This is a genomic window from Xylanibacter ruminicola (assembly GCF_900107775.1).
GTDB classification, from domain to species: domain Bacteria; phylum Bacteroidota; class Bacteroidia; order Bacteroidales; family Bacteroidaceae; genus Prevotella; species Prevotella ruminicola_C.
Genome location: NZ_FNRF01000001.1, coordinates 534,257 through 551,610, shown reverse-complemented (window position 1 = coordinate 551,610; position 17,354 = coordinate 534,257). Strand labels below are relative to the sequence as shown.

Here is a 17,354-nt window from a genome sequence, read left to right as displayed (position 1 = left end):
TTCAGAACATCGGAGTCTGAACACAGAACGAAAGTTGAACAATTTAAAAGAAGAAGATTATGAAGAAGATGAATAAAGTGATCGCAGCCCTGATGATGATGGCAATCACATTCGCAATGCCAGCAATGGCAGGTAATAAGAAGCCCAACAACCATGGTAAGAACGACAAGGTTGTGGTAGTGAATAACGACAAGAAGGGGTCGCACTTCGACAAAGTTGATAAAAAAACGAGTCACTTCGATACCCACAAAACCCACGCCTATCGTCCTGACGTAAAGACCACCACCATCAAGGTGAGCCGTCATGACTCTCACAAGAAGGTTGTAGCAAAAGTCGAGAACATGAAGGGCGTGATGGACACCAACTGGAATCCCCGCACTCGTGAGTTGACAGTCAGCTACGATGCCAATAAGACTTCAGCTCGCAACATCAAGCACTTCGTGGCATAGTTGCCATTCCATATATAATCCAAAAGGCCCCGGCTTGCATGCAAATGTGCAGGTCGGGGCTACAAAATTGTTACTACACCTTTGTGCTTTATTCTATGAGTTTGATAAAGTAATCGTTTACCTCATTACCTCCAACAGGTATCAGTTTGTTTCCTTCTATGATAAACTGAATAGTTGCATCGTCCTCGTATTTTCCCTTTAAACTATCGTCGAAAGCATTCTTGATATACTCTATCAACTCTTTTTTTGTAATTTTCGGCAATGGCTCAAGGTAAACAGATTTGATTGTTAATTGATCTTCGTCTATCTCTATTCCTGCCTTTAAATTTTTAGCAATATACTTTTTGCCCTGTCTTTCAAGTTCCCCTTTTACAAAAACCTTATAGTCATACTCTATTCGAGCATGTCGATTAGGTCTTTGAGACTCATCGGTATATAACTCGTTAGCGTGTCCTATCATAGCCCTTTCGAAATATCTATCTCCATCCCAATCAATTATAATTAATTCCTTTTCTAGTTGATCAGATGGATTTATCGCCTTATATGTACCAGAAATATTCTGTTGACATGACGCCAACAATACACATGCGAACAACAGCCCAAACAATCTAATAATTCTCATAATCTATAAAATTTAATTCTTTGGTTTTGCATTATACCCTATCATCCATTCGTCACAGTCATTACGATAGAATCTATATGATCGTTCTAAATAATCCTCAAAATTCTTTTCGGTGTATTCGTGACTTTTCCAATCTTTTATAAGTTCAGGAACATTTTTCCAATCTTTTGTAATTCTTCTTTTTTTCAACTCTTCAAATTTAGAGTGCATCTTTTGAGATCTATCTTTTTCAAATAACAAAGGAATATATCTGGAACAAGAACCAATAGATATTATTTCTTTTTCTTCTTTCTCTTCTATATATGGAATATCTGCTCTGCTTATATCGCCATCAAAGGCATAAATATAATCAAACAGTTCATCAACACATTTCATAGGTCCACATATGTATTTAGACAACGTAGAACCACCGCCTTGTGTCTTAACTATACTACGGACTAATATTCCACCATACATTAATTGGTGATCGCCTTCTTTTTCATCTGAGCCAAATGTAATATCGACTCCACTCATATGGAAGAACCACATACCAGGCTTTCTACTATTACGCGGATATGTAATCAGGTCTCTGTGATTGGGTGAATAAAAATAGAACTCAATTTCTAAAAAATCATAAGTATTTCCTCCTTTTACAATATGATAGTTACGAAAGAGCTTATTTGCAATTACACTAAACACTTCCTTGATTTCAGTTTGTGTCGAATTTGAATTTAAGCATTTCAATAAGCTCTGCAAATCCTTTGTTTGATAATCTATAGTTGCTTCCATAATTCTAAATACTACATTATAAAAGGTTGAAAAAGAATAAGACAGCAGCATATCTAGAATTGATTCCACTGGCAGTTCCTATCCGCATATTGTTATTGTCGCGTATGGTGCCATCAGAGCTGATAGTCCCAAGACGCATATTGTTGTTGTCGCGTACTATTCCATCAGAACTGACTGTGCCCAGTCGCATGTTGTTTCTATCCCTGATTGTGCCGTCCTTCTCAATAGTACCCAAACGCATGTTGTTATTATCCCTGATGGTGCCATCATCAAATATTTTGCCAAGGCGCATGTTATTGGCATTGCGAACTGTTCCGTCAGACTCTACTTTGCCAAGCAGCATGTTGTTATTATCGCGGAAAGACTGGGAATATCCAGGACTTGCCACAAACAAAAACATCAATAATGTAATAATCAAATTGTACTTCATGTTGCAAATTTATTAATATTTTATGAAACCGCAATAATATCACCTTCAAAAACAACAATTTTTAATTAGAAGGAAGATTCTATCTGCATATTGGTACTATATCTTCTTATTATACACTTTTGATGATATGAAGTGTAGCGATTTAAAGTAGTCAATGGCTTCAAATAGCTGTGGGTAAATAACCTCATGTAATTGATAACACAGATCCCAAAGCAGCCTATTCTTTATTTCTTCAGTTGTAAATGATGACAGGAATTCTGCAGATGGGCGTGGAACCAAATCATCATTCTTATCCCAAATATCCATGGTCTCTTCAAGATAGTCATCTAGTTTTTCGACCTCTTCTAATGACAGTATTTCGTCATTATTATCAAGCCAATGAAAATAAGGTTCGAATAGTTTGTAATCAAGACCCATCTCAACAACAAGTGAATGAACGAAAGCATCACTTTCAATACGATATGGCTTTGGACCCATTTTTGTCGTATCTACACTCCATGAGATGCTTCTAAGTCCTCCTCCCTTCCTAACAATTTCCAATGCTGGTATTCCCACAACCTCAACATTATCTGGTAATACTTGCTGTATTTGAGTAATTGCCTGGCGGTCTTCTGGAATATTGAGACATGGAATAAAGACGGTGTTGCCTACTTGTAGGAAATTGATATATGACCAATCTCTTTTATGCTTCTTCTTCACATCAAATTTTAGTGGTATAACTTCAAATTTTCGTTCTAACGTTTTCTTTATCTCTTGATAGTATGGGGATGATATATCGCCATCGCTTGTAAGCAGTATTTTATTGTTATCCAAATATTGAATCATATTATCGACATGCCCAAACTTATTAGATTCATTACATGGAAGGAACAAAATGTCACATTCGAATACATCGTTAATTGTTTGGATTATTTGTTCTCTGCTATTGTTATTATTTCGTGTAATAACTTTATCTGTCATTACTATTACATCGCCACACAACATAATATTACCACCATCCAATATTAAATTCAATGTTTTATGATTTACATGTGGAAAGGCATAATACATTCTGGAATATTGAATCTGACCTTGTATTCTTTTGGAGCATTTCTTTTCAAGATAGTCAGGGTAATACCAATAATGAATCATGGTGTCATCAGAGGTTTGTATTGGCATATGATCCCTGCATCTTATGTTTTTTGAATAATTTAGGAAAGCATATTCAATTTCTCTTGAATCCAGATGAGATTTAAGTTCGCTCCATAAAATAGGACATTCTTTGGGGAGTAAGTGTGAGAAATACACTCGATTCGTTTTTGTATGAACCTCATTTTGCATAATAAAAAACTTATAATTCAATAATTAAAATGGTAAATTCGAATCTTTTTCTTCTGGCTCGAACGGTAATTCCGATGACTCTAAAGGTAATATTGCATTCTCTTCGAAACATTCATGTGGGGTTTGAACGTTATCAATACAAAAAACCTCAGTCTTGTATTTGTCATCCAAAGCGAGATATGCATACTTCTTAGCAACTTTAGCTTTTGCTTCTTCTAATTCATATTCAATCATGTCTGTGTTTAAAATCTTCTTGAACTCTGGACTGTTGAATACTGCTCTTTGTACTCCTTCGTTCCATATTTCAAATTGATGCACGACATCTGTCAAATCCATCTTTCTTAAATAATAGACAGCCAGATTAACGTCTTGAAAAAGTATAGGACCAATAATAAAATCTTTACCAGCATATGCATACCTCGATAGTTGGGGATAATCGCCGTCCTCAGTACAGACATCGTGGACTGTTTTATAAAGCAAATCACGGGCTTCTTCAGCTGATAATGGTCTATCAGTATGATAGAGTACAGAAAGATAGTCTGTAATCGACAGCTTGCTCTTGTCAATAATATAGGTCTTATCCTCTGCTAGTCTCAAACAGATAAAATAATAATCTCTATCATCGGTAAACTTATCGATATTTTGAGATAGGAATTTTGTGGGGAAGTAATGTATTACTACCCAAGAGATTATTCCTTCATGTGACTGTTCCCATAACTCTTTTATCCTGGGCTCAAATGATTTATCCCAGTTATCAAGAAGTTTAGTATATGCCCATAACCTATCTGCCTTTCCCGATTCAAGGAAAGCTTGCATGATCTTCTTTTGATCCTTCCAGTCTAGACAGTCAAAGCGTCTCTGAATTTCTTTGCGGGACTCAGGAACTTTGCCACTTTTCTTGTTGATGTAGTTCTTAATCAACGTGGCTATTGGAGTATTTCGTTTTCTTTCTTTTGATTTCATAATTCGATATTAGAATGGTAAAATCGAGTTGTTTTCCTCTGGTTCAAAGGGTAAAATAGCAGCATTTTGCCATTTCCAATCATCAATCAGTAGTATCGCATCTACGAGTACTTTTTCATTTGCCTGATGGTTAAAGTCTAATTTATCCACATCGTCATAGTCAATGTTTACGTCAATAACGTTATTCCATATAGATGCATATGGCAAGGGACATGCAGAATCAAGACAAAAAAGCCGAAGAGTTGTTCCAAACAAGGTATATCCAATAGCAACAACTGAATGTCCATATTTCCTTTTGGGATTCCAGAATGCAAGTTGTACAGAATAACCTATATCTATTTGTGCCATAATCATATCATGTATTTTTTTCAGATTATCTTTATCACGGTTTCTGATAACATATACATCTACAGGTATCTTGTTGTTGAAAGAGCGCAATAGCTTTATACGTAATTCCCTCAACGAATATCCCCTTGTAGTACAATGATTAAATTGTCCTTTCAATTTCTTTATATATTCAGGAGCTTTGGCACTTACTTTACGTAACAGATCCTCTCTGTTAAGTATTCCATGTAACATCAGCAGCATCATAAGACTATATACGGCACACCTACCTTCAAGATTACCTTGTCTTAGGAATACTCTTGTTACATTCCCCTCCCTGCCGTAGGCATGAAGTATTCCATCCTTTAATACAATATTATTTATAACATTGATTGTTTGCATACAATTATTTCTTTATGTTCCATGTTATACAATGAAGAGCGCCACCATTTTTAGCAATATCTCTCAATCGAAAACCTCTTACAATACAGTCTGGATTAGCATCGCGGATATACTTTAAGGCTTGCTTGTCTTCAGGTATTCCAAACGTTGGCACAATAATCTTATTTCCCACTTGTAGATAGTTGATATAGGCCCAATTGAAATCCCTATTTGGATTTGGTACGTCAAAAAGCATTTCAATGACCTCGAACCCTACAGCCTCCAAGCGGTATTTGATTTCATCTGCCTCTTCAGGAAAAGAATCTCGATGATTAGACATTAAGACTCTATTATCACCAGCCCAATGTACAAGACCATCTGCATGTCCATAAACATCTGCATCAGGCTCCTGTGGATTATCACAATGCCAAGGCAGGAAAATAACCCTAGAATCAAGGACGTGACTTATGTAATCACAAAAATCCGGGTCATATTTCTCCTTACCGTTTTCTTGAAACACCTTATCCGTAAGTACTCTGTGCCCAGCACATGTTACAATGTTTCCGCCATCCAACGTAATATCATAATGGCTCTTATTGCAATGATTAAGAAATCCATCGGCTATGGAATGTGAATCTGTGAGATATTCTTCTCCTGAATCTTTCAGGTAGTCAGGATTGTAATTGTAAACGATAAAGTGGTCATCAGATATCTGGATGGGCATATAGTCACGAATCCAAATGTCTTTAGTTCCATCTATCTCCCCCCATTCAATATCCATCTCGTTGAACAGTTTGGTAAGTCGTGAATAGGTTCTGGGATAGAACTCCTTTAATTTATCGGAGATGTACACGAAATTAGTCAAAGTATCATTAAAGTTAGAAACTGGAATACCAGATATGCCAGGCAATAATTCCTTAAGATTACGTTCATGTTTCTTAATCTCCTGACGGAGTCGCTCTGTCTCTTCATAATTATGTGGGATAACCACTTCGCTATCATCGAGGGTCGCTCCAGGAATTTGTTCTATCCAGTCAAACATAACGTTCACGATAGTTGCAATCTTATCTAATGAAAAGATAATATGTTCCTTTTGCAACCAATTAGAGATAGATCTAACGGCAGAATTGAAATCTGGCCAGCCGCCATATCCAACTTCGACATTCCAGTAATTACCAAATGCATCGTCAATGACATCCCAAATATCGTCTGGGAGTTCGAAATCAATGCCGTTTAAGACTACTTTGTGCATCACATCAGAAGAAAATGCTCCTGGAGCTTTGGGGTCTAAAAGAAACTTTTCCATATGCGTATAGCTTTTGAAATTTGAGTGCAAAGATAGACGGATTATGGTTTCAAACCAAATTTTTGAGAGAGAAAATGCCAGCTCGTTATGATTTCTTAACTCGCTGATTATCAAATATTTAAATATAAAATTTATATAGAAATAGACAGGGGGTTACCCCTGTTAAAATTATAATTAATATATAGCAGAAAAAGGGCGATTTACATTTTTTAAGAGTCTCAGAAAGGTAATAGCACTCATTCTTCGATCATCGGAGATACTTTGTAACGGGGCGAGGCTCTGATGGAGTCTTGCTTCGCGAGGCTGCGACCAGCGACGGGAACAGCAGATAGGAAAACAATAGAAATCTTAACTAAAAACGAAAAATTTTCCAACTTGTGCCTCAATTATTCACATGTTTTTACTATCTTTGCACCAAACAATAGAGTTGTATTATGGCTAAGAACCTCTTAAATAAGTATGTTTGGCTTGTAGAAACCATCTACAAGGCTAAACGCATAACGTTCGAGGAAATCAACGAAAAGTGGTTGGATAATGACATGAGCGAGGGTGTTGAACTTGCTCTTCGTACCTTCCATAAGTGGCGAATCGCTGTAGAGGAGATGTTTGGACTAGTGATTGAATGCGAGCGTAAGGGTGGTTACCATTATTATATAGAAAATGCCAGTGAGATAAAAAGTGGCAGTTTGCGGAGTTGGCTGTTAAGCACTATCTCGGTAAGCAATCTTCTCATTGAGAACCAAAATATGAAAGACAGGATTCTGCTTGAAGATGTTCCTTCAGGGCAAGAGTATCTTTCGACGATCATTGAGGCAATGAAGAAGAACAATGTCATTCGAATTACCTACCAGAGCTATTGGCGCGAAGAAAGTAACACCTTCAATATAGAGCCTTATTGTGTCAAGCTGTTCAAGCAACGCTGGTACTTGTTAGCGTGGAACCCGTATTATCAGCGACTGATGATATATGCTGTTGACAGGATTTACGATGTAGAAGTATTGAAAGACCAAAAATTCAAGATGATAGATGACTTTGATCCATCTGATTTCTTTGAGAACTTCTATGGTATCATCGCCAATACTGATGCCAAACCTCAGACGATTAAGTTGAAGGTATCAGCAGGTCAGGCCAACTATCTCCGTTCGCTCCCACTTCATAGCACTCAGAAAGAAATCGAGAGAAGTGGTGAGTATAGCATTTTCCAACTACGTCTATGTCCTGAGTTTGATTTTCAGCAGGAAGTCCTCTCAATGGGCGAAGACATAGAAGTTTTGGAACCAATATGGCTACGGAAGGAGATAGCAGGCAAGATAAAGAGAATGTGGAACAAGTATAATACTAATGAGGGATGAAAGATTTTGCTGCAATAGATTTTGAAACGGCTAACAACGAGCGAAGCAGTGTTTGTAGCGTCGGAATAGTCATCGTAAGGGATGGCAAGATAGTTGATTCGTTCTACTCGCTTATCCAGCCAGAGCCTAATTACTACAACTACTGGTGCAGTCAGGTACATGGGCTTTGCAGCGACGATACTGAAAATGCACCTGTATTCCCAGACGTATGGGCTCAGATAGAACCAATGATTGAAGGACTGCCATTGGTGGCTCACAACAAACCCTTTGACGAGAGCTGTCTGAAGGCCGTGTTCCGTGTGTATCAGATGGACTACCCCGACTATGAGTTTTACGATACGCTGAAAGCAGCACGCTGTGAACTCCCAAATCTGGAGAACCACCAGTTGCATACAGTAGCAGCAGCCTGTGGTTATCAGTTAGAGAACCACCACCATGCATTGGCCGATGCAGAAGCATGTGCGTGGATAGCAAGAGAATTATTGTAGACTATATATTAAATCGGAAATGATCAAGACATTATCACTCAGTAATAGTTTATTTCAATACAAACTTGATGGATTGAAGTCGGGAATATGTTTTTCATTACAAGTGTCTAACATTATTAAAAAACATTTGTCCAAACGGCCATTTCATTTAAACGTTATTGAAGCAGCATGTCATGGGAGATTTAAGGAAACTGGGCATAGCCTGGTGCTAGCAGATATGCTCAGGCATCCAGCTATTCAACACTCTTTCTTAGAAAGTTTTTTGAATCTAGAGCATGACTATTTGAATGTCACTGCAGAAACAGATAGGGTAGACGTTGCACTTAAAGGGGAAGATATTTTTATCATCATAGAAAATAAAGTGAATTCTGCAGAAGAACAAAGAAATCAAGTATATAGATATGTACATGAGATTGCCATAGACAAATATGGATATAGCCTATCTCAAATATATGTGATATACTTAAATCCGACCAATCATAATCCACCCTCTGAATATTCCCTATGCGACGAAAACAACGAAAACAACGTGTTTGAGGAATTAGGTGAAGAACATTATACGGTTCAATCCTATAAATACGATATAACAGATTGGCTTAGATGTTTGTCAGTAACTAACGAGCCTCATATTGACAGCGCATTGGACCAATATATTGATTTTTTAGAAAATAAATTTCACACAACATCATTAGATAAAGATATGAATAACGAAATTAAGGAATTACTTTTAAAAGAACTCCACGTAGAAAACAGTCCTATGGAAGAGCAGATACAGGCTCTTGAAAATCAGTATGAAAAAACAGAGGAACTACTTCGTTCAATTGAGAATCTTAAAATTGATATTAGAAAGAAGTGCTCACATGAGAAGGTACGAGAATGGCAAAAGCAGATTGAAGAAAAACTCGGCATAAAGCTCTCAGAAGACGATCATTCATTTGGCATACAGCTAAAAAACAAGGTGTGGATGGGAATTTGGGACGGTTACGACTCTCCAAACCACCTTCCATATTGGGGTTTCCAATATACAACATATAAAAAAGACGAGATGCCAGATTTGTACGATCAAGTAATTCAATTACTCAAAAAAGTAGGAATAGATCATTTCAATACAGAAAATAAAGAATGGATAGTCTGGTGCACAACCCAACAGGGAGTTGAAAGATTTACATCGTTGTATCAAGGAGCTAAAGAAACAGGGCTTTTGTAACACTGACTTGTATAATCTTTTGCAAGTGGTTATCTTTTTATCTGGAATACATTTTCTATAATGATGAATAAGAGTATTGAAAAAGAGTTGGAAAGCCTCTTTACCGAGTGGCACTCTAGAATGAAAGCAAAAGACAGCACATCTCATTTCACGAAGGATGGTATCGTGTATAACAGCGTTCCCATAGAGAAAAATGAAGATGCTTGGCTTTCGTCACGCAATCGTATCTTGTTTTTGCTGAAAGATCAGAATCAGGTTGGCAGTGAAAAGTGGGATGAAGATATTCGCGAATGGTTGATAGATACCGAGAAGGACAAAGATAGTCACTATAAGACGAAGGAAGCAAACAGAAACATTGAAAGTCCATTTTTACGGAATCTTGCTTTCCTTCTTTGGGGATTATCAAAGGCAGACCATGATAATCCATGGTGGTATGATGAAGTCACAATGCATATTGACGAGGTGAAGGAGTTTTTCAATACCCAACCCTTTGCCATCGTTGAATGTAAGAAACAGCCGGGTGGAGGAAAACTTGAAGATGAAGAATTAAAGCAACATCTCCTTAACTACGGAGATTTGCTACAAAGGGAAATTGAGATACTTTCTCCTACTATGATTGTCTGTACCAGCCAGTACATCTACGATTTCGTCATCAAGATGTACCCCCATGATGAACTTGTCAGCATTGGAAAGGAACATAACTCCGTCAGGTTTCATACTCCGACAGGTACACTGATATTCTGCTCTTATCATCCGAGCGCATTCATAAAAACGTCCTCCGACATCTATGATGGTGTTATGTATCATTATAGGGCATTTCTAGATTATCAATCAAAAATGAAATAAGAACGTATGGCAACTTGGAAGATTACAGTTAAGGACACTATTACATATAATGGTGTTCATTTGGAAAAAGGAATGTTTGTCGAGTACATCACTCCAACATTAGATCATCCTTTGTTTAAGACGATGCATCACGATGCTGTTAATCAATTATTTATTAAGAAGTATGGTGTCGACTTGAAGAAGATACATTTCATCAACGAAACAAGACTCTCTTTCGAGAAAAAATAGGAAATAATCTATTTTCTTGAAACTTTAATGAAGTTATGCCTCAAAACGGCATAGCTTCATTTTATCTTTGCACTCAACAAACGGTACAAATTGTATGTTATACGTAAAGTCAAACAACGGGTTAAATGATGGCAAGTTAATGCTAGAGGGGCTTATCCAGAAGATTGTGGATCAGTCAACTGTCATACAATTCAGTTATAATGATTTGAATTATCTGTATCAAGAATCCACCGTTTTAAGTAAGGTGTATTATTCAAATTTCTGTCCAGGAACAAAAAGAATAGAATCACTCTATAATGAAATCTTAAAAGATGTGGGTTTCAAATTAAAGCAATACAACAAAGTTGTAATGCTGTTTATGCATTCACCTCGTTACCAACTCATGATGAAAGAATTCGGTACCGTCTCAGATATTGTGAGTTGTTTTCCTCAAAATGCAGTCATCAAATGGGGGCTGGGCTTTGACGACTCAATTGGAGCACGTATAGCATTGTATTTGATTTGTAGTAAATAACTGATATGAATTATGGTAAACAATGAACAGAAAACAAAGATACAGCTTGAAGTTTATGATGAACTCATAGAAGTGAATATCATCAAAGGTGAAGAAGAAAAGTACCAAAATGCAGCAAGGTTTGTAACAGAACGAATAAATACTTATGTAAAGTTACATTGTGGATGGAAGACTCAACATACTATTTCACTAATGACCATGTTGGATATTGCACTTAACCCTATGTCAGGAAATGAATGTAAAAAAGGACATCGTTCTATTTGGAGAAAAATTATTGATTACTTCAAATCCTAAAAAGATGAAAGTACAAGATATATTCAAGACTAAAGCAGTAAAAGAGATTGAAACGGAAATTTTGGATATTTACTTCGACAACGAAAAACATGGTATGCATAATGAAACAGAAGTATATACCATTAGAAGATTGCTAAGTATCAGAAAGAATATATTAAACGATATGTTTGTATTAGATGATAAATACAAACAACTACTCTACGATTTCAACGAAGCGCTTATTGGACAATTGAAAGAGATGCGGAAACGGACCTTAGCACTCTACCAAGCAACAAAAGATACTTGTCAATACGGCAGTCTGGAAGTAGATGGTAAATGTTTGTTGGGCTATGCCTATTCAACCATACATCCAGTGCAGACAATGAGAGCTAAGAAAATATGGGCTGTGTTAAACGGCTGTCTTGACAATTTTATGCCACTCTATGATATAGAGGGTGCTGGTAGTTTTACAATAAGAAGTTGGGATACACAGATAGATACTGAAAACGAAATGCTATATGGACATGACGAATGGGATAACCATAATGAGGGACTCGATAGAGAAATGACCAAAGATATGCATCTGATTTACGATTTTCACAATCTTTTCAGTCATATGGAATTTTCTATTTTCGATCTTCTATGGGTACGTAACTTCAACATAGAGATAAAAGTTGAATGTGATTATCATACCTACAACACGAAAGATTATTGTGATGACTTGAATTGGGGGAAGTGTGACTTCTATGATTAATCTGAATCTTTTCTACTTAAAAAATAATAAAAAGGCAAAAGAAATGGCTACTCTTGTCATTATATAACAATTATTTTCTTACCTTTGCTGTATATAAATAAACAACTTACTAAGTTATGATGGCTACTATATATAAATGTCAGGATGAGCAAATTCTGAAGGATTTATGCTCTATTTTTAAAAGGGGTATGGTTCAGAAAGAACTTATTGACACAACTGACGCTGCCAATGATTTGGAAGAAACATACCTGGCTATTTGTGATAAGTATGGGGTAAGCAAAAAGACTGCAGAATTCATCATGAATATGACCTTTAAACATTGGTTTAGTCTGAACGAAAAGAAAGTAGTAACGGCTTATGAGACATTGGTGGCAGCAAACAAAAAATCCAAAAAAGATAATGCAATGATAAATATGGGGTATTTCCTCCCGCTCTTAAAAGAATTTTGCGACAAAACAATTCCTTTGTACGACAAAGGATATGATCAAGGCCCATTTGTTCCATATACAATGCCTAAATATGGAAGTGCTCCTGTGAAAATTATGTATGTCGGCAGGGATACATATTATTGGGAACCTATCGAAACATTGAAGAAATCATATAAAGAAAACAGACTTGAAGACTATCTCGATGCGAACACTAAATGCGTAGACGTAGATAAAATGTTGACTTGGAAAAATAACTCTGGGTCTTTTTGGAATTTTGCAAATAAACTGCATCTATTAATAAGAACTGGTCAGTTAGTTTCGGATATAACAACAATAGATGAAAAACAGAAAGAGATTTTGGAAGAAATCGGATATGGAAATTTATATTCTATAGAACTAATAGAAACCTTAAGAAAGCGATATGAGGAACCTACTCTGTTGCCATCGACAGAATACTATACTATTTGCGAGGCCGCAAAACCTTTCGAGTCATTAAGAACAATGATTGAGGCATATCACCCAGACTATGTATTTGTTCTTTCATGGATAGAAAAAATGGATTTTTTAGATGGTACAGATTTTCAGTGGCAAAAGGATCTGTATACAGATAGTGACAAAAAGTATCGTGCCGTTTATTTAAGCAAGCAATATAAAACAAAGGTTATTTGGTCTTTACACCCAAATTCAATGTGGCGAAAAGGTCTTTGCAAACAGGATACCGATAATCTTATTCACTTCTTAGCCAATTCATTGAATGAGCTATAAGTGCCTGTTATTCGTAATATTTTGAAAGATGAAAATTCCCTAGTAAATAAAGTGACAGATAGATTATACGCAAAATACATGTGGCTCATATCCACCATCTATGATGCTGGCAAGATTTCGTTTGAGGATATTGCCAGCAAATGGGATAATGCGTATATCAATGATCTGCACCAGCCTTTGAAACTGCGAACTTTCCATAATCATCGAAATGCGATTTTGATGCAGTTTGGGGTTGTGATTGAGTGCCAAAGAGGTTCTAACCTATATTATATAGATAACCCTGATGCGCTGGAGAATGATTCTATCAACCAATGGCTGCTCGATTCCTTTGCTGTTAGCAATCTCTTGATGGATAACCGCTCTATCAGTGATAGGATTATGTTGGAGGATGTTCCTTCTGGGAGGTATTACCTCGAAATTATTACAACTGCCATGCGTGATAATCGTCAATTAGTGATTGATTATGAGGATTTCTTTGGCAATACCATTCAGGAGTTAAAGGTTAATCCTTACTTCATCAGAATGTTCAAACGTCGTTGGTATGTGATGGCGCTTGTTTTGCCAGGAAAGGAAATACACCGCTTTGGACTTGATCGTATCAAGCGTGTAGAAGTCTTGGAATCAAAGTTCACTTATCCCAAAGATTTCTCGCCCCAAGATTATTATAGAGATTATTATGGCGTATTCCATGATGCGAAGCCTATGACAATAAGAGTGAAGGCCTATTGTGAGAAACCTTATTATTTGCGTTCACTTCCTTTGCATCATAGCCAGCGTGAAATTGAGTCAAATGCAGATTATACTATCTTTGAATATAAGATAGCACCAACCTACGATTTTATTCAGGAGGTTTTAAGTCATGGTAACCAGCTGGAAGTAATCTCGCCAGACGCCTTCCGTCAGCAAGTCAAAGCCATTATTCAAGAAATGCGCGATTTTTATGAATAATTTCTTCTGATATGCAATCATGTTGCATATTGCCCCCATATCTTTGCTGTCAAAAAGAAAAGATATGGAATACTCAGTAGATTTTAAAAACATGGTTAAGGCCCATCAGGGCAAGTTCATTGGCTATGGCAATCCTAATGCCAATATTCTTATTATCGTTCCAAAGATGGATGATGAACGGCTTGATGTCTATAACGAAAATAACTCTAAGCAATGGCTAGCAAACATTGAGAACCAGACAGACTTTGATGATGTTGTAGACTTCTTCGCCGATGAAGGACAGGTTGGCAATGAATCTACTTTCAACCCATTGTACCCATTCAAGGGGCAACGTGATATATTGCGAAAGAGCAAAGATGGAATTATTATTTGCAACGATGGTACCAGTCTATCTTGGCATCGCATACAGTATTTTTTAGATGAAATGCAATGGGACATCACAGACAAGATAGATTTTTTTAAGTATGCATTTTATACGCTCTTTGATGAGGAATTGTTGAAAGATTCTTTTTTTCAGCAAATCCGTTATGTTATTTATACTTTTCTAAATGAAAAAGAATTTGCACGTCAAAATCCTGTTGATTTGTTTAATATGAGATATTGGGGTGGCCAAATCAAACCTAGTCGAGCACAAAGAATTGTTTGTTATGAAACAGAAACAAGGAATAGAGAAATGATAGCTACAATTTCATTCGAAAAAGTATCAAAAAAGATCCAGAGAAGATTAAAGTGTAGTATTGATTATGCTATCAATAGACCCTACTCCAATTTTGGAGTATCAGATGTTTCATATATAAAAAGACATGTCGACAAAATTGCATCTGGAGAAATATCTGATTTTGATTCAAAGAAGAAAATATGTAGTAGGATTTTAAAAACAATAAATGGGCATGTCGCAGAAGACCCCTTGAAGTGGGTAGACACCTGGATATATGCATTTCACAAACTAAAAGACGATTCATCTTTTATGATTATGAACTACAAGCATAGGTATCATCATTATATTAGTGAAACTTTGGCTTTAATATTTGTTGTCGCACCTCATGAGGTAGTTAAAGAAATAGCATCTTACATAATTAATGTGTATGATGAGTACTGGTTTATATTATCTAGCATTCTTGATTGTTGTTACATATATAAAAAATCTTATATAATGGGAAGAATCAAGAAAGATTATATTTCAAAAGATACATATAATGCGCTTATGGACGCTTTTGATGAAGTTAAATCCTATGAGAGGAAATCCATAATAGTAGGGAAGTTAATCTGGCTAAAGTATATTTATCGAGATGTATATGGTAAAAAGTTAGGTTATTAAAGAAATGAAAGACTTATGGAGTATTCTAATGAACTTAAAAGATTGGGCGAAAGGTTCCCCAATAAGAACATTGGTAGTGGTAATCCTTCTGCGAAAATTCTGGTTGTCGTGCAAAAAGAAGGGAACGAGGATGTAGATTTCAAGTATCTTAAAAGGCTATTTAGAGACTTTCCTAGTCCGCTCAAAAGTAAGAATCTGGATGTTCTATTATATTGTTATTATGTTGTTTATGACGAGGAATTACTGAAGGATCCATTCTTTGAGGGTTTCCAAGTTATTCAGTACATATTCCCTGATGGCAATCATTTACAGAAACATGACCCGGCCAAGTTGTTTGGAATGAAATGGATTTCAGAATGTACCGTTGAGGATAATTTGCAGCGAATGTTTATTGCACGAGCTTTTTCACAGGACACAATGATTGAAAAAGTGATGTTCTGCACTTACCCATTTGATATAGTTTCAAGACCCATATTTTGTAGCAATAAGCTGCTATTGAATTGGTTTTTGCGTGATGCCGTGCTTATTTTTTAAATGAATTGGAATTATCGATGAAGCAACCCAATAGTTGGAATACTTCTTTGAGGTCTGTATTAAAGGACTTGCAGAGTGATAACAGAAAAGCAGAAAATGCTGCCTTGAGAGAACTAAGGCGGCGTTTTGTAGGACTTGACAAGAAAGTGCAAATGTTGGTTCTAATGCATCATCTTCGCCGAGAAAAATCTTATCGAGAATGGGCATACTCACGATTATTAGACTTGTGGGATAATTCTTTTGAACCAGTTATTTCTGAACTGTGGGATAGATACCATGAAGTTCAATGTGCTTGGCCCATCGTGAGGCATTTCCCAACATCATATATTATGGAACATCAAGAAGAACTATCCATAGGAAGAAATCGCCCATTTGTTATAAGAAGACTATGTGAAGAGAAATCCTATGTAATTGATCAAGGGGCATTAGATCCATACGAATATCTCTGGGTAATATCTTCATCGGGGAGAAAAATCTCTGTTGACGAGGTGTGGAAGCTTTTAGTCAGAGTTACAAAAGAAATATGTGAAACGAAAATCGTTATTGATTATGCAGATGGCGAGACCTTTTCTGAGAAGATAAACAAGATGCTCTATCATCTGGATAAGATGGGAATGTCTTTCGTATCAGACAAATATCGTAATTGGTATCAAAAGTCTTTGGATGGGATTACAGATAGACAATTATGGGATTGGTACAGAATTTCTACACAACTTCATTTAGAAGGCATAAACCATCCATATGATTTTCTAGTTGAAAAACTGGTAAAGAATCTGAGTGAATTAGAGGCAATAAAGGTCAAATGATTATTCCTATTATCAAATTATTAGGAGTTGTGCCTCAAAATGGCATAACTCCCCATTATCTTTGTGCCATGAACCAATTAAAAAAGAAAATTATGGCACTTTGGAAGATTTCAGTTAAGAACAGCGGCAATGTCGCATGTAAGAACAAGCGTCAACGGCTTGAAAAAGGAATGTTCGTCGAGACGAGCACGGTATCAACAATCATTCCCTTGGGACAATCCCGTGAGGCTCCCATGCTGGCACAACTCTTCATGAGCAAGTACGGCATTGAAGTTGACCCCAAGCAGATGAATCGCTCAAACTTTGATTGCATTAAAATCGGATAGAATG

Annotated in this window: 22 protein-coding genes; 15 read left to right on the top strand and 7 right to left on the bottom strand. The window is 36.4% G+C overall.

The window, feature by feature from the left end; translation table 11 throughout:
• Nucleotides 1-59 precede the first annotated feature (59 nt).
• Nucleotides 60-449: a hypothetical protein gene (locus BLU97_RS02035; RefSeq protein WP_074760019.1), complete on the top strand. Its 390-nt coding sequence runs from the start codon at nucleotides 60-62 to the stop codon at nucleotides 447-449.
• Nucleotides 450-537: 88 nt separating this feature from the next.
• On the opposite strand, the gene BLU97_RS02030 is transcribed toward BLU97_RS02035, so the two are convergent.
• The 7 genes from BLU97_RS02030 to BLU97_RS02000 all read right to left on the bottom strand — a co-directional run bounded on the left by BLU97_RS02030 (nucleotide 538) and on the right by BLU97_RS02000 (nucleotide 6,563).
• Nucleotides 538-1,071 carry a hypothetical protein gene (locus BLU97_RS02030; protein WP_074760018.1) on the bottom strand — a complete coding sequence of 178 codons (534 nt, stop codon included), beginning with the start codon at nucleotides 1,069-1,071 and terminating at the stop codon, nucleotides 538-540.
• 12 nt (nucleotides 1,072-1,083) lie between these two features.
• Nucleotides 1,084-1,839 (bottom strand): hypothetical protein, encoded by a 756-nt coding sequence (locus BLU97_RS02025; protein WP_074760017.1) that lies wholly within the window; start codon nucleotides 1,837-1,839, stop codon nucleotides 1,084-1,086.
• A 16-nt stretch (nucleotides 1,840-1,855) separates the two neighbouring features.
• A complete protein-coding gene (locus tag BLU97_RS02020) occupies nucleotides 1,856-2,269 on the bottom strand; it encodes a 5-fold beta-flower protein (RefSeq protein ID WP_074760016.1) in 414 nt (137 codons plus the stop codon).
• Nucleotides 2,270-2,365: 96 nt separating this feature from the next.
• Nucleotides 2,366-3,589, bottom strand: a complete 1,224-nt coding sequence (locus tag BLU97_RS02015; RefSeq protein WP_074760015.1) for an agmatine deiminase family protein — start codon at nucleotides 3,587-3,589, stop codon at nucleotides 2,366-2,368.
• Between the two features lie 24 nt (nucleotides 3,590-3,613).
• On the bottom strand, nucleotides 3,614-4,552 hold the full coding sequence (locus BLU97_RS02010) for a hypothetical protein (protein ID WP_074760014.1): 939 nt from the start codon (nucleotides 4,550-4,552) through the stop codon (nucleotides 3,614-3,616).
• A 9-nt stretch (nucleotides 4,553-4,561) separates the two neighbouring features.
• On the bottom strand, nucleotides 4,562-5,278 hold the full coding sequence (locus BLU97_RS02005) for a hypothetical protein (protein WP_074760013.1): 717 nt from the start codon (nucleotides 5,276-5,278) through the stop codon (nucleotides 4,562-4,564).
• Between the two features lie 4 nt (nucleotides 5,279-5,282).
• Complete coding sequence (locus tag BLU97_RS02000; RefSeq protein ID WP_074760012.1) at nucleotides 5,283-6,563, bottom strand: agmatine deiminase family protein; 1,281 nt, start codon at nucleotides 6,561-6,563, stop codon at nucleotides 5,283-5,285.
• Nucleotides 6,564-6,997: 434 nt separating this feature from the next.
• Between BLU97_RS02000 and BLU97_RS01995 the strand changes: the two genes are divergently transcribed.
• From BLU97_RS01995 to BLU97_RS01930, 14 genes are all read left to right on the top strand, one after another.
• Entirely contained in the window at nucleotides 6,998-7,915 is a 918-nt protein-coding gene (locus BLU97_RS01995; protein ID WP_074760011.1) for a helix-turn-helix transcriptional regulator, read from the top strand.
• Complete coding sequence (locus BLU97_RS01990) at nucleotides 7,912-8,403, top strand: 3'-5' exonuclease (protein WP_074760010.1); 492 nt, start codon at nucleotides 7,912-7,914, stop codon at nucleotides 8,401-8,403. The genes BLU97_RS01995 and BLU97_RS01990 overlap by 4 nt, the downstream gene beginning before the upstream one ends.
• A gap of 19 nt (nucleotides 8,404-8,422) precedes the next feature.
• Nucleotides 8,423-9,610, top strand: a complete 1,188-nt coding sequence (locus tag BLU97_RS01985) for a PD-(D/E)XK nuclease family protein (protein ID WP_074760009.1) — start codon at nucleotides 8,423-8,425, stop codon at nucleotides 9,608-9,610.
• Nucleotides 9,611-9,670: 60 nt separating this feature from the next.
• Complete coding sequence (locus BLU97_RS01980) at nucleotides 9,671-10,456, top strand: uracil-DNA glycosylase family protein (protein WP_074760008.1); 786 nt, start codon at nucleotides 9,671-9,673, stop codon at nucleotides 10,454-10,456.
• 6 nt (nucleotides 10,457-10,462) lie between these two features.
• The gene (locus BLU97_RS16400) at nucleotides 10,463-10,684 is read left to right on the top strand and encodes a DUF6140 family protein (protein WP_074760007.1); all 222 of its coding nucleotides are present in this window, start codon (nucleotides 10,463-10,465) and stop codon (nucleotides 10,682-10,684) included.
• Nucleotides 10,685-10,778: 94 nt separating this feature from the next.
• Entirely contained in the window at nucleotides 10,779-11,198 is a 420-nt protein-coding gene (locus BLU97_RS01970) for a hypothetical protein (protein WP_074760006.1), read from the top strand.
• Nucleotides 11,199-11,210: 12 nt separating this feature from the next.
• Nucleotides 11,211-11,492, top strand: a complete 282-nt coding sequence (locus tag BLU97_RS01965) for a hypothetical protein (RefSeq protein WP_074760005.1) — start codon at nucleotides 11,211-11,213, stop codon at nucleotides 11,490-11,492.
• Between the two features lie 4 nt (nucleotides 11,493-11,496).
• Entirely contained in the window at nucleotides 11,497-12,225 is a 729-nt protein-coding gene (locus BLU97_RS01960; RefSeq protein WP_074760004.1) for a hypothetical protein, read from the top strand.
• 116 nt (nucleotides 12,226-12,341) lie between these two features.
• Nucleotides 12,342-13,418, top strand: coding sequence for a hypothetical protein (locus tag BLU97_RS01955; RefSeq protein ID WP_074760003.1), 1,077 nt, complete (start codon nucleotides 12,342-12,344; stop codon nucleotides 13,416-13,418).
• Nucleotides 13,419-13,439: 21 nt separating this feature from the next.
• Nucleotides 13,440-14,366 carry a WYL domain-containing protein gene (locus BLU97_RS01950; RefSeq protein WP_139208698.1) on the top strand — a complete coding sequence of 309 codons (927 nt, stop codon included), beginning with the start codon at nucleotides 13,440-13,442 and terminating at the stop codon, nucleotides 14,364-14,366.
• Nucleotides 14,367-14,430: 64 nt separating this feature from the next.
• Nucleotides 14,431-15,684, top strand: a complete 1,254-nt coding sequence (locus BLU97_RS01945) for a hypothetical protein (RefSeq protein WP_139208697.1) — start codon at nucleotides 14,431-14,433, stop codon at nucleotides 15,682-15,684.
• 15 nt (nucleotides 15,685-15,699) lie between these two features.
• Nucleotides 15,700-16,218: a hypothetical protein gene (locus tag BLU97_RS01940; protein ID WP_074760001.1), complete on the top strand. Its 519-nt coding sequence runs from the start codon at nucleotides 15,700-15,702 to the stop codon at nucleotides 16,216-16,218.
• Nucleotides 16,219-16,235: 17 nt separating this feature from the next.
• Nucleotides 16,236-17,024, top strand: a complete 789-nt coding sequence (locus BLU97_RS01935; protein WP_074760000.1) for a hypothetical protein — start codon at nucleotides 16,236-16,238, stop codon at nucleotides 17,022-17,024.
• Nucleotides 17,021-17,350, top strand: coding sequence for a DUF6140 family protein (locus tag BLU97_RS01930; protein WP_139208695.1), 330 nt, complete (start codon nucleotides 17,021-17,023; stop codon nucleotides 17,348-17,350). The genes BLU97_RS01935 and BLU97_RS01930 overlap by 4 nt, the downstream gene beginning before the upstream one ends.
• Nucleotides 17,351-17,354: the final 4 nt, after the last annotated feature.

What these genes read in the sequence shown, in the direction of transcription:
- BLU97_RS02035 (WP_074760019.1), top strand. Translation starts at nt 60, where the DNA reads ATGAAGAAGATGAATAAAGTGATCGCAGCCCTGATGATGATGGCAATC.
- BLU97_RS02030 (WP_074760018.1), bottom strand. Translation starts at nt 1,071, where the DNA reads ATGAGAATTATTAGATTGTTTGGGCTGTTGTTCGCATGTGTATTGTTG.
- BLU97_RS02025 (WP_074760017.1), bottom strand. Translation starts at nt 1,839, where the DNA reads ATGGAAGCAACTATAGATTATCAAACAAAGGATTTGCAGAGCTTATTG.
- BLU97_RS02020 (WP_074760016.1), bottom strand. Translation starts at nt 2,269, where the DNA reads ATGAAGTACAATTTGATTATTACATTATTGATGTTTTTGTTTGTGGCA.
- BLU97_RS02015 (WP_074760015.1), bottom strand. Translation starts at nt 3,589, where the DNA reads ATGCAAAATGAGGTTCATACAAAAACGAATCGAGTGTATTTCTCACAC.
- BLU97_RS02010 (WP_074760014.1), bottom strand. Translation starts at nt 4,552, where the DNA reads ATGAAATCAAAAGAAAGAAAACGAAATACTCCAATAGCCACGTTGATT.
- BLU97_RS02005 (WP_074760013.1), bottom strand. Translation starts at nt 5,278, where the DNA reads ATGCAAACAATCAATGTTATAAATAATATTGTATTAAAGGATGGAATA.
- BLU97_RS02000 (WP_074760012.1), bottom strand. Translation starts at nt 6,563, where the DNA reads ATGGAAAAGTTTCTTTTAGACCCCAAAGCTCCAGGAGCATTTTCTTCT.
- BLU97_RS01995 (WP_074760011.1), top strand. Translation starts at nt 6,998, where the DNA reads ATGGCTAAGAACCTCTTAAATAAGTATGTTTGGCTTGTAGAAACCATC.
- BLU97_RS01990 (WP_074760010.1), top strand. Translation starts at nt 7,912, where the DNA reads ATGAAAGATTTTGCTGCAATAGATTTTGAAACGGCTAACAACGAGCGA.
- BLU97_RS01985 (WP_074760009.1), top strand. Translation starts at nt 8,423, where the DNA reads ATGATCAAGACATTATCACTCAGTAATAGTTTATTTCAATACAAACTT.
- BLU97_RS01980 (WP_074760008.1), top strand. Translation starts at nt 9,671, where the DNA reads ATGATGAATAAGAGTATTGAAAAAGAGTTGGAAAGCCTCTTTACCGAG.
- BLU97_RS16400 (WP_074760007.1), top strand. Translation starts at nt 10,463, where the DNA reads ATGGCAACTTGGAAGATTACAGTTAAGGACACTATTACATATAATGGT.
- BLU97_RS01970 (WP_074760006.1), top strand. Translation starts at nt 10,779, where the DNA reads ATGTTATACGTAAAGTCAAACAACGGGTTAAATGATGGCAAGTTAATG.
- BLU97_RS01965 (WP_074760005.1), top strand. Translation starts at nt 11,211, where the DNA reads ATGGTAAACAATGAACAGAAAACAAAGATACAGCTTGAAGTTTATGAT.
- BLU97_RS01960 (WP_074760004.1), top strand. Translation starts at nt 11,497, where the DNA reads ATGAAAGTACAAGATATATTCAAGACTAAAGCAGTAAAAGAGATTGAA.
- BLU97_RS01955 (WP_074760003.1), top strand. Translation starts at nt 12,342, where the DNA reads ATGATGGCTACTATATATAAATGTCAGGATGAGCAAATTCTGAAGGAT.
- BLU97_RS01945 (WP_139208697.1), top strand. Translation starts at nt 14,431, where the DNA reads ATGGAATACTCAGTAGATTTTAAAAACATGGTTAAGGCCCATCAGGGC.
- BLU97_RS01940 (WP_074760001.1), top strand. Translation starts at nt 15,700, where the DNA reads ATGGAGTATTCTAATGAACTTAAAAGATTGGGCGAAAGGTTCCCCAAT.
- BLU97_RS01935 (WP_074760000.1), top strand. Translation starts at nt 16,236, where the DNA reads ATGAAGCAACCCAATAGTTGGAATACTTCTTTGAGGTCTGTATTAAAG.
- BLU97_RS01930 (WP_139208695.1), top strand. Translation starts at nt 17,021, where the DNA reads ATGATTATTCCTATTATCAAATTATTAGGAGTTGTGCCTCAAAATGGC.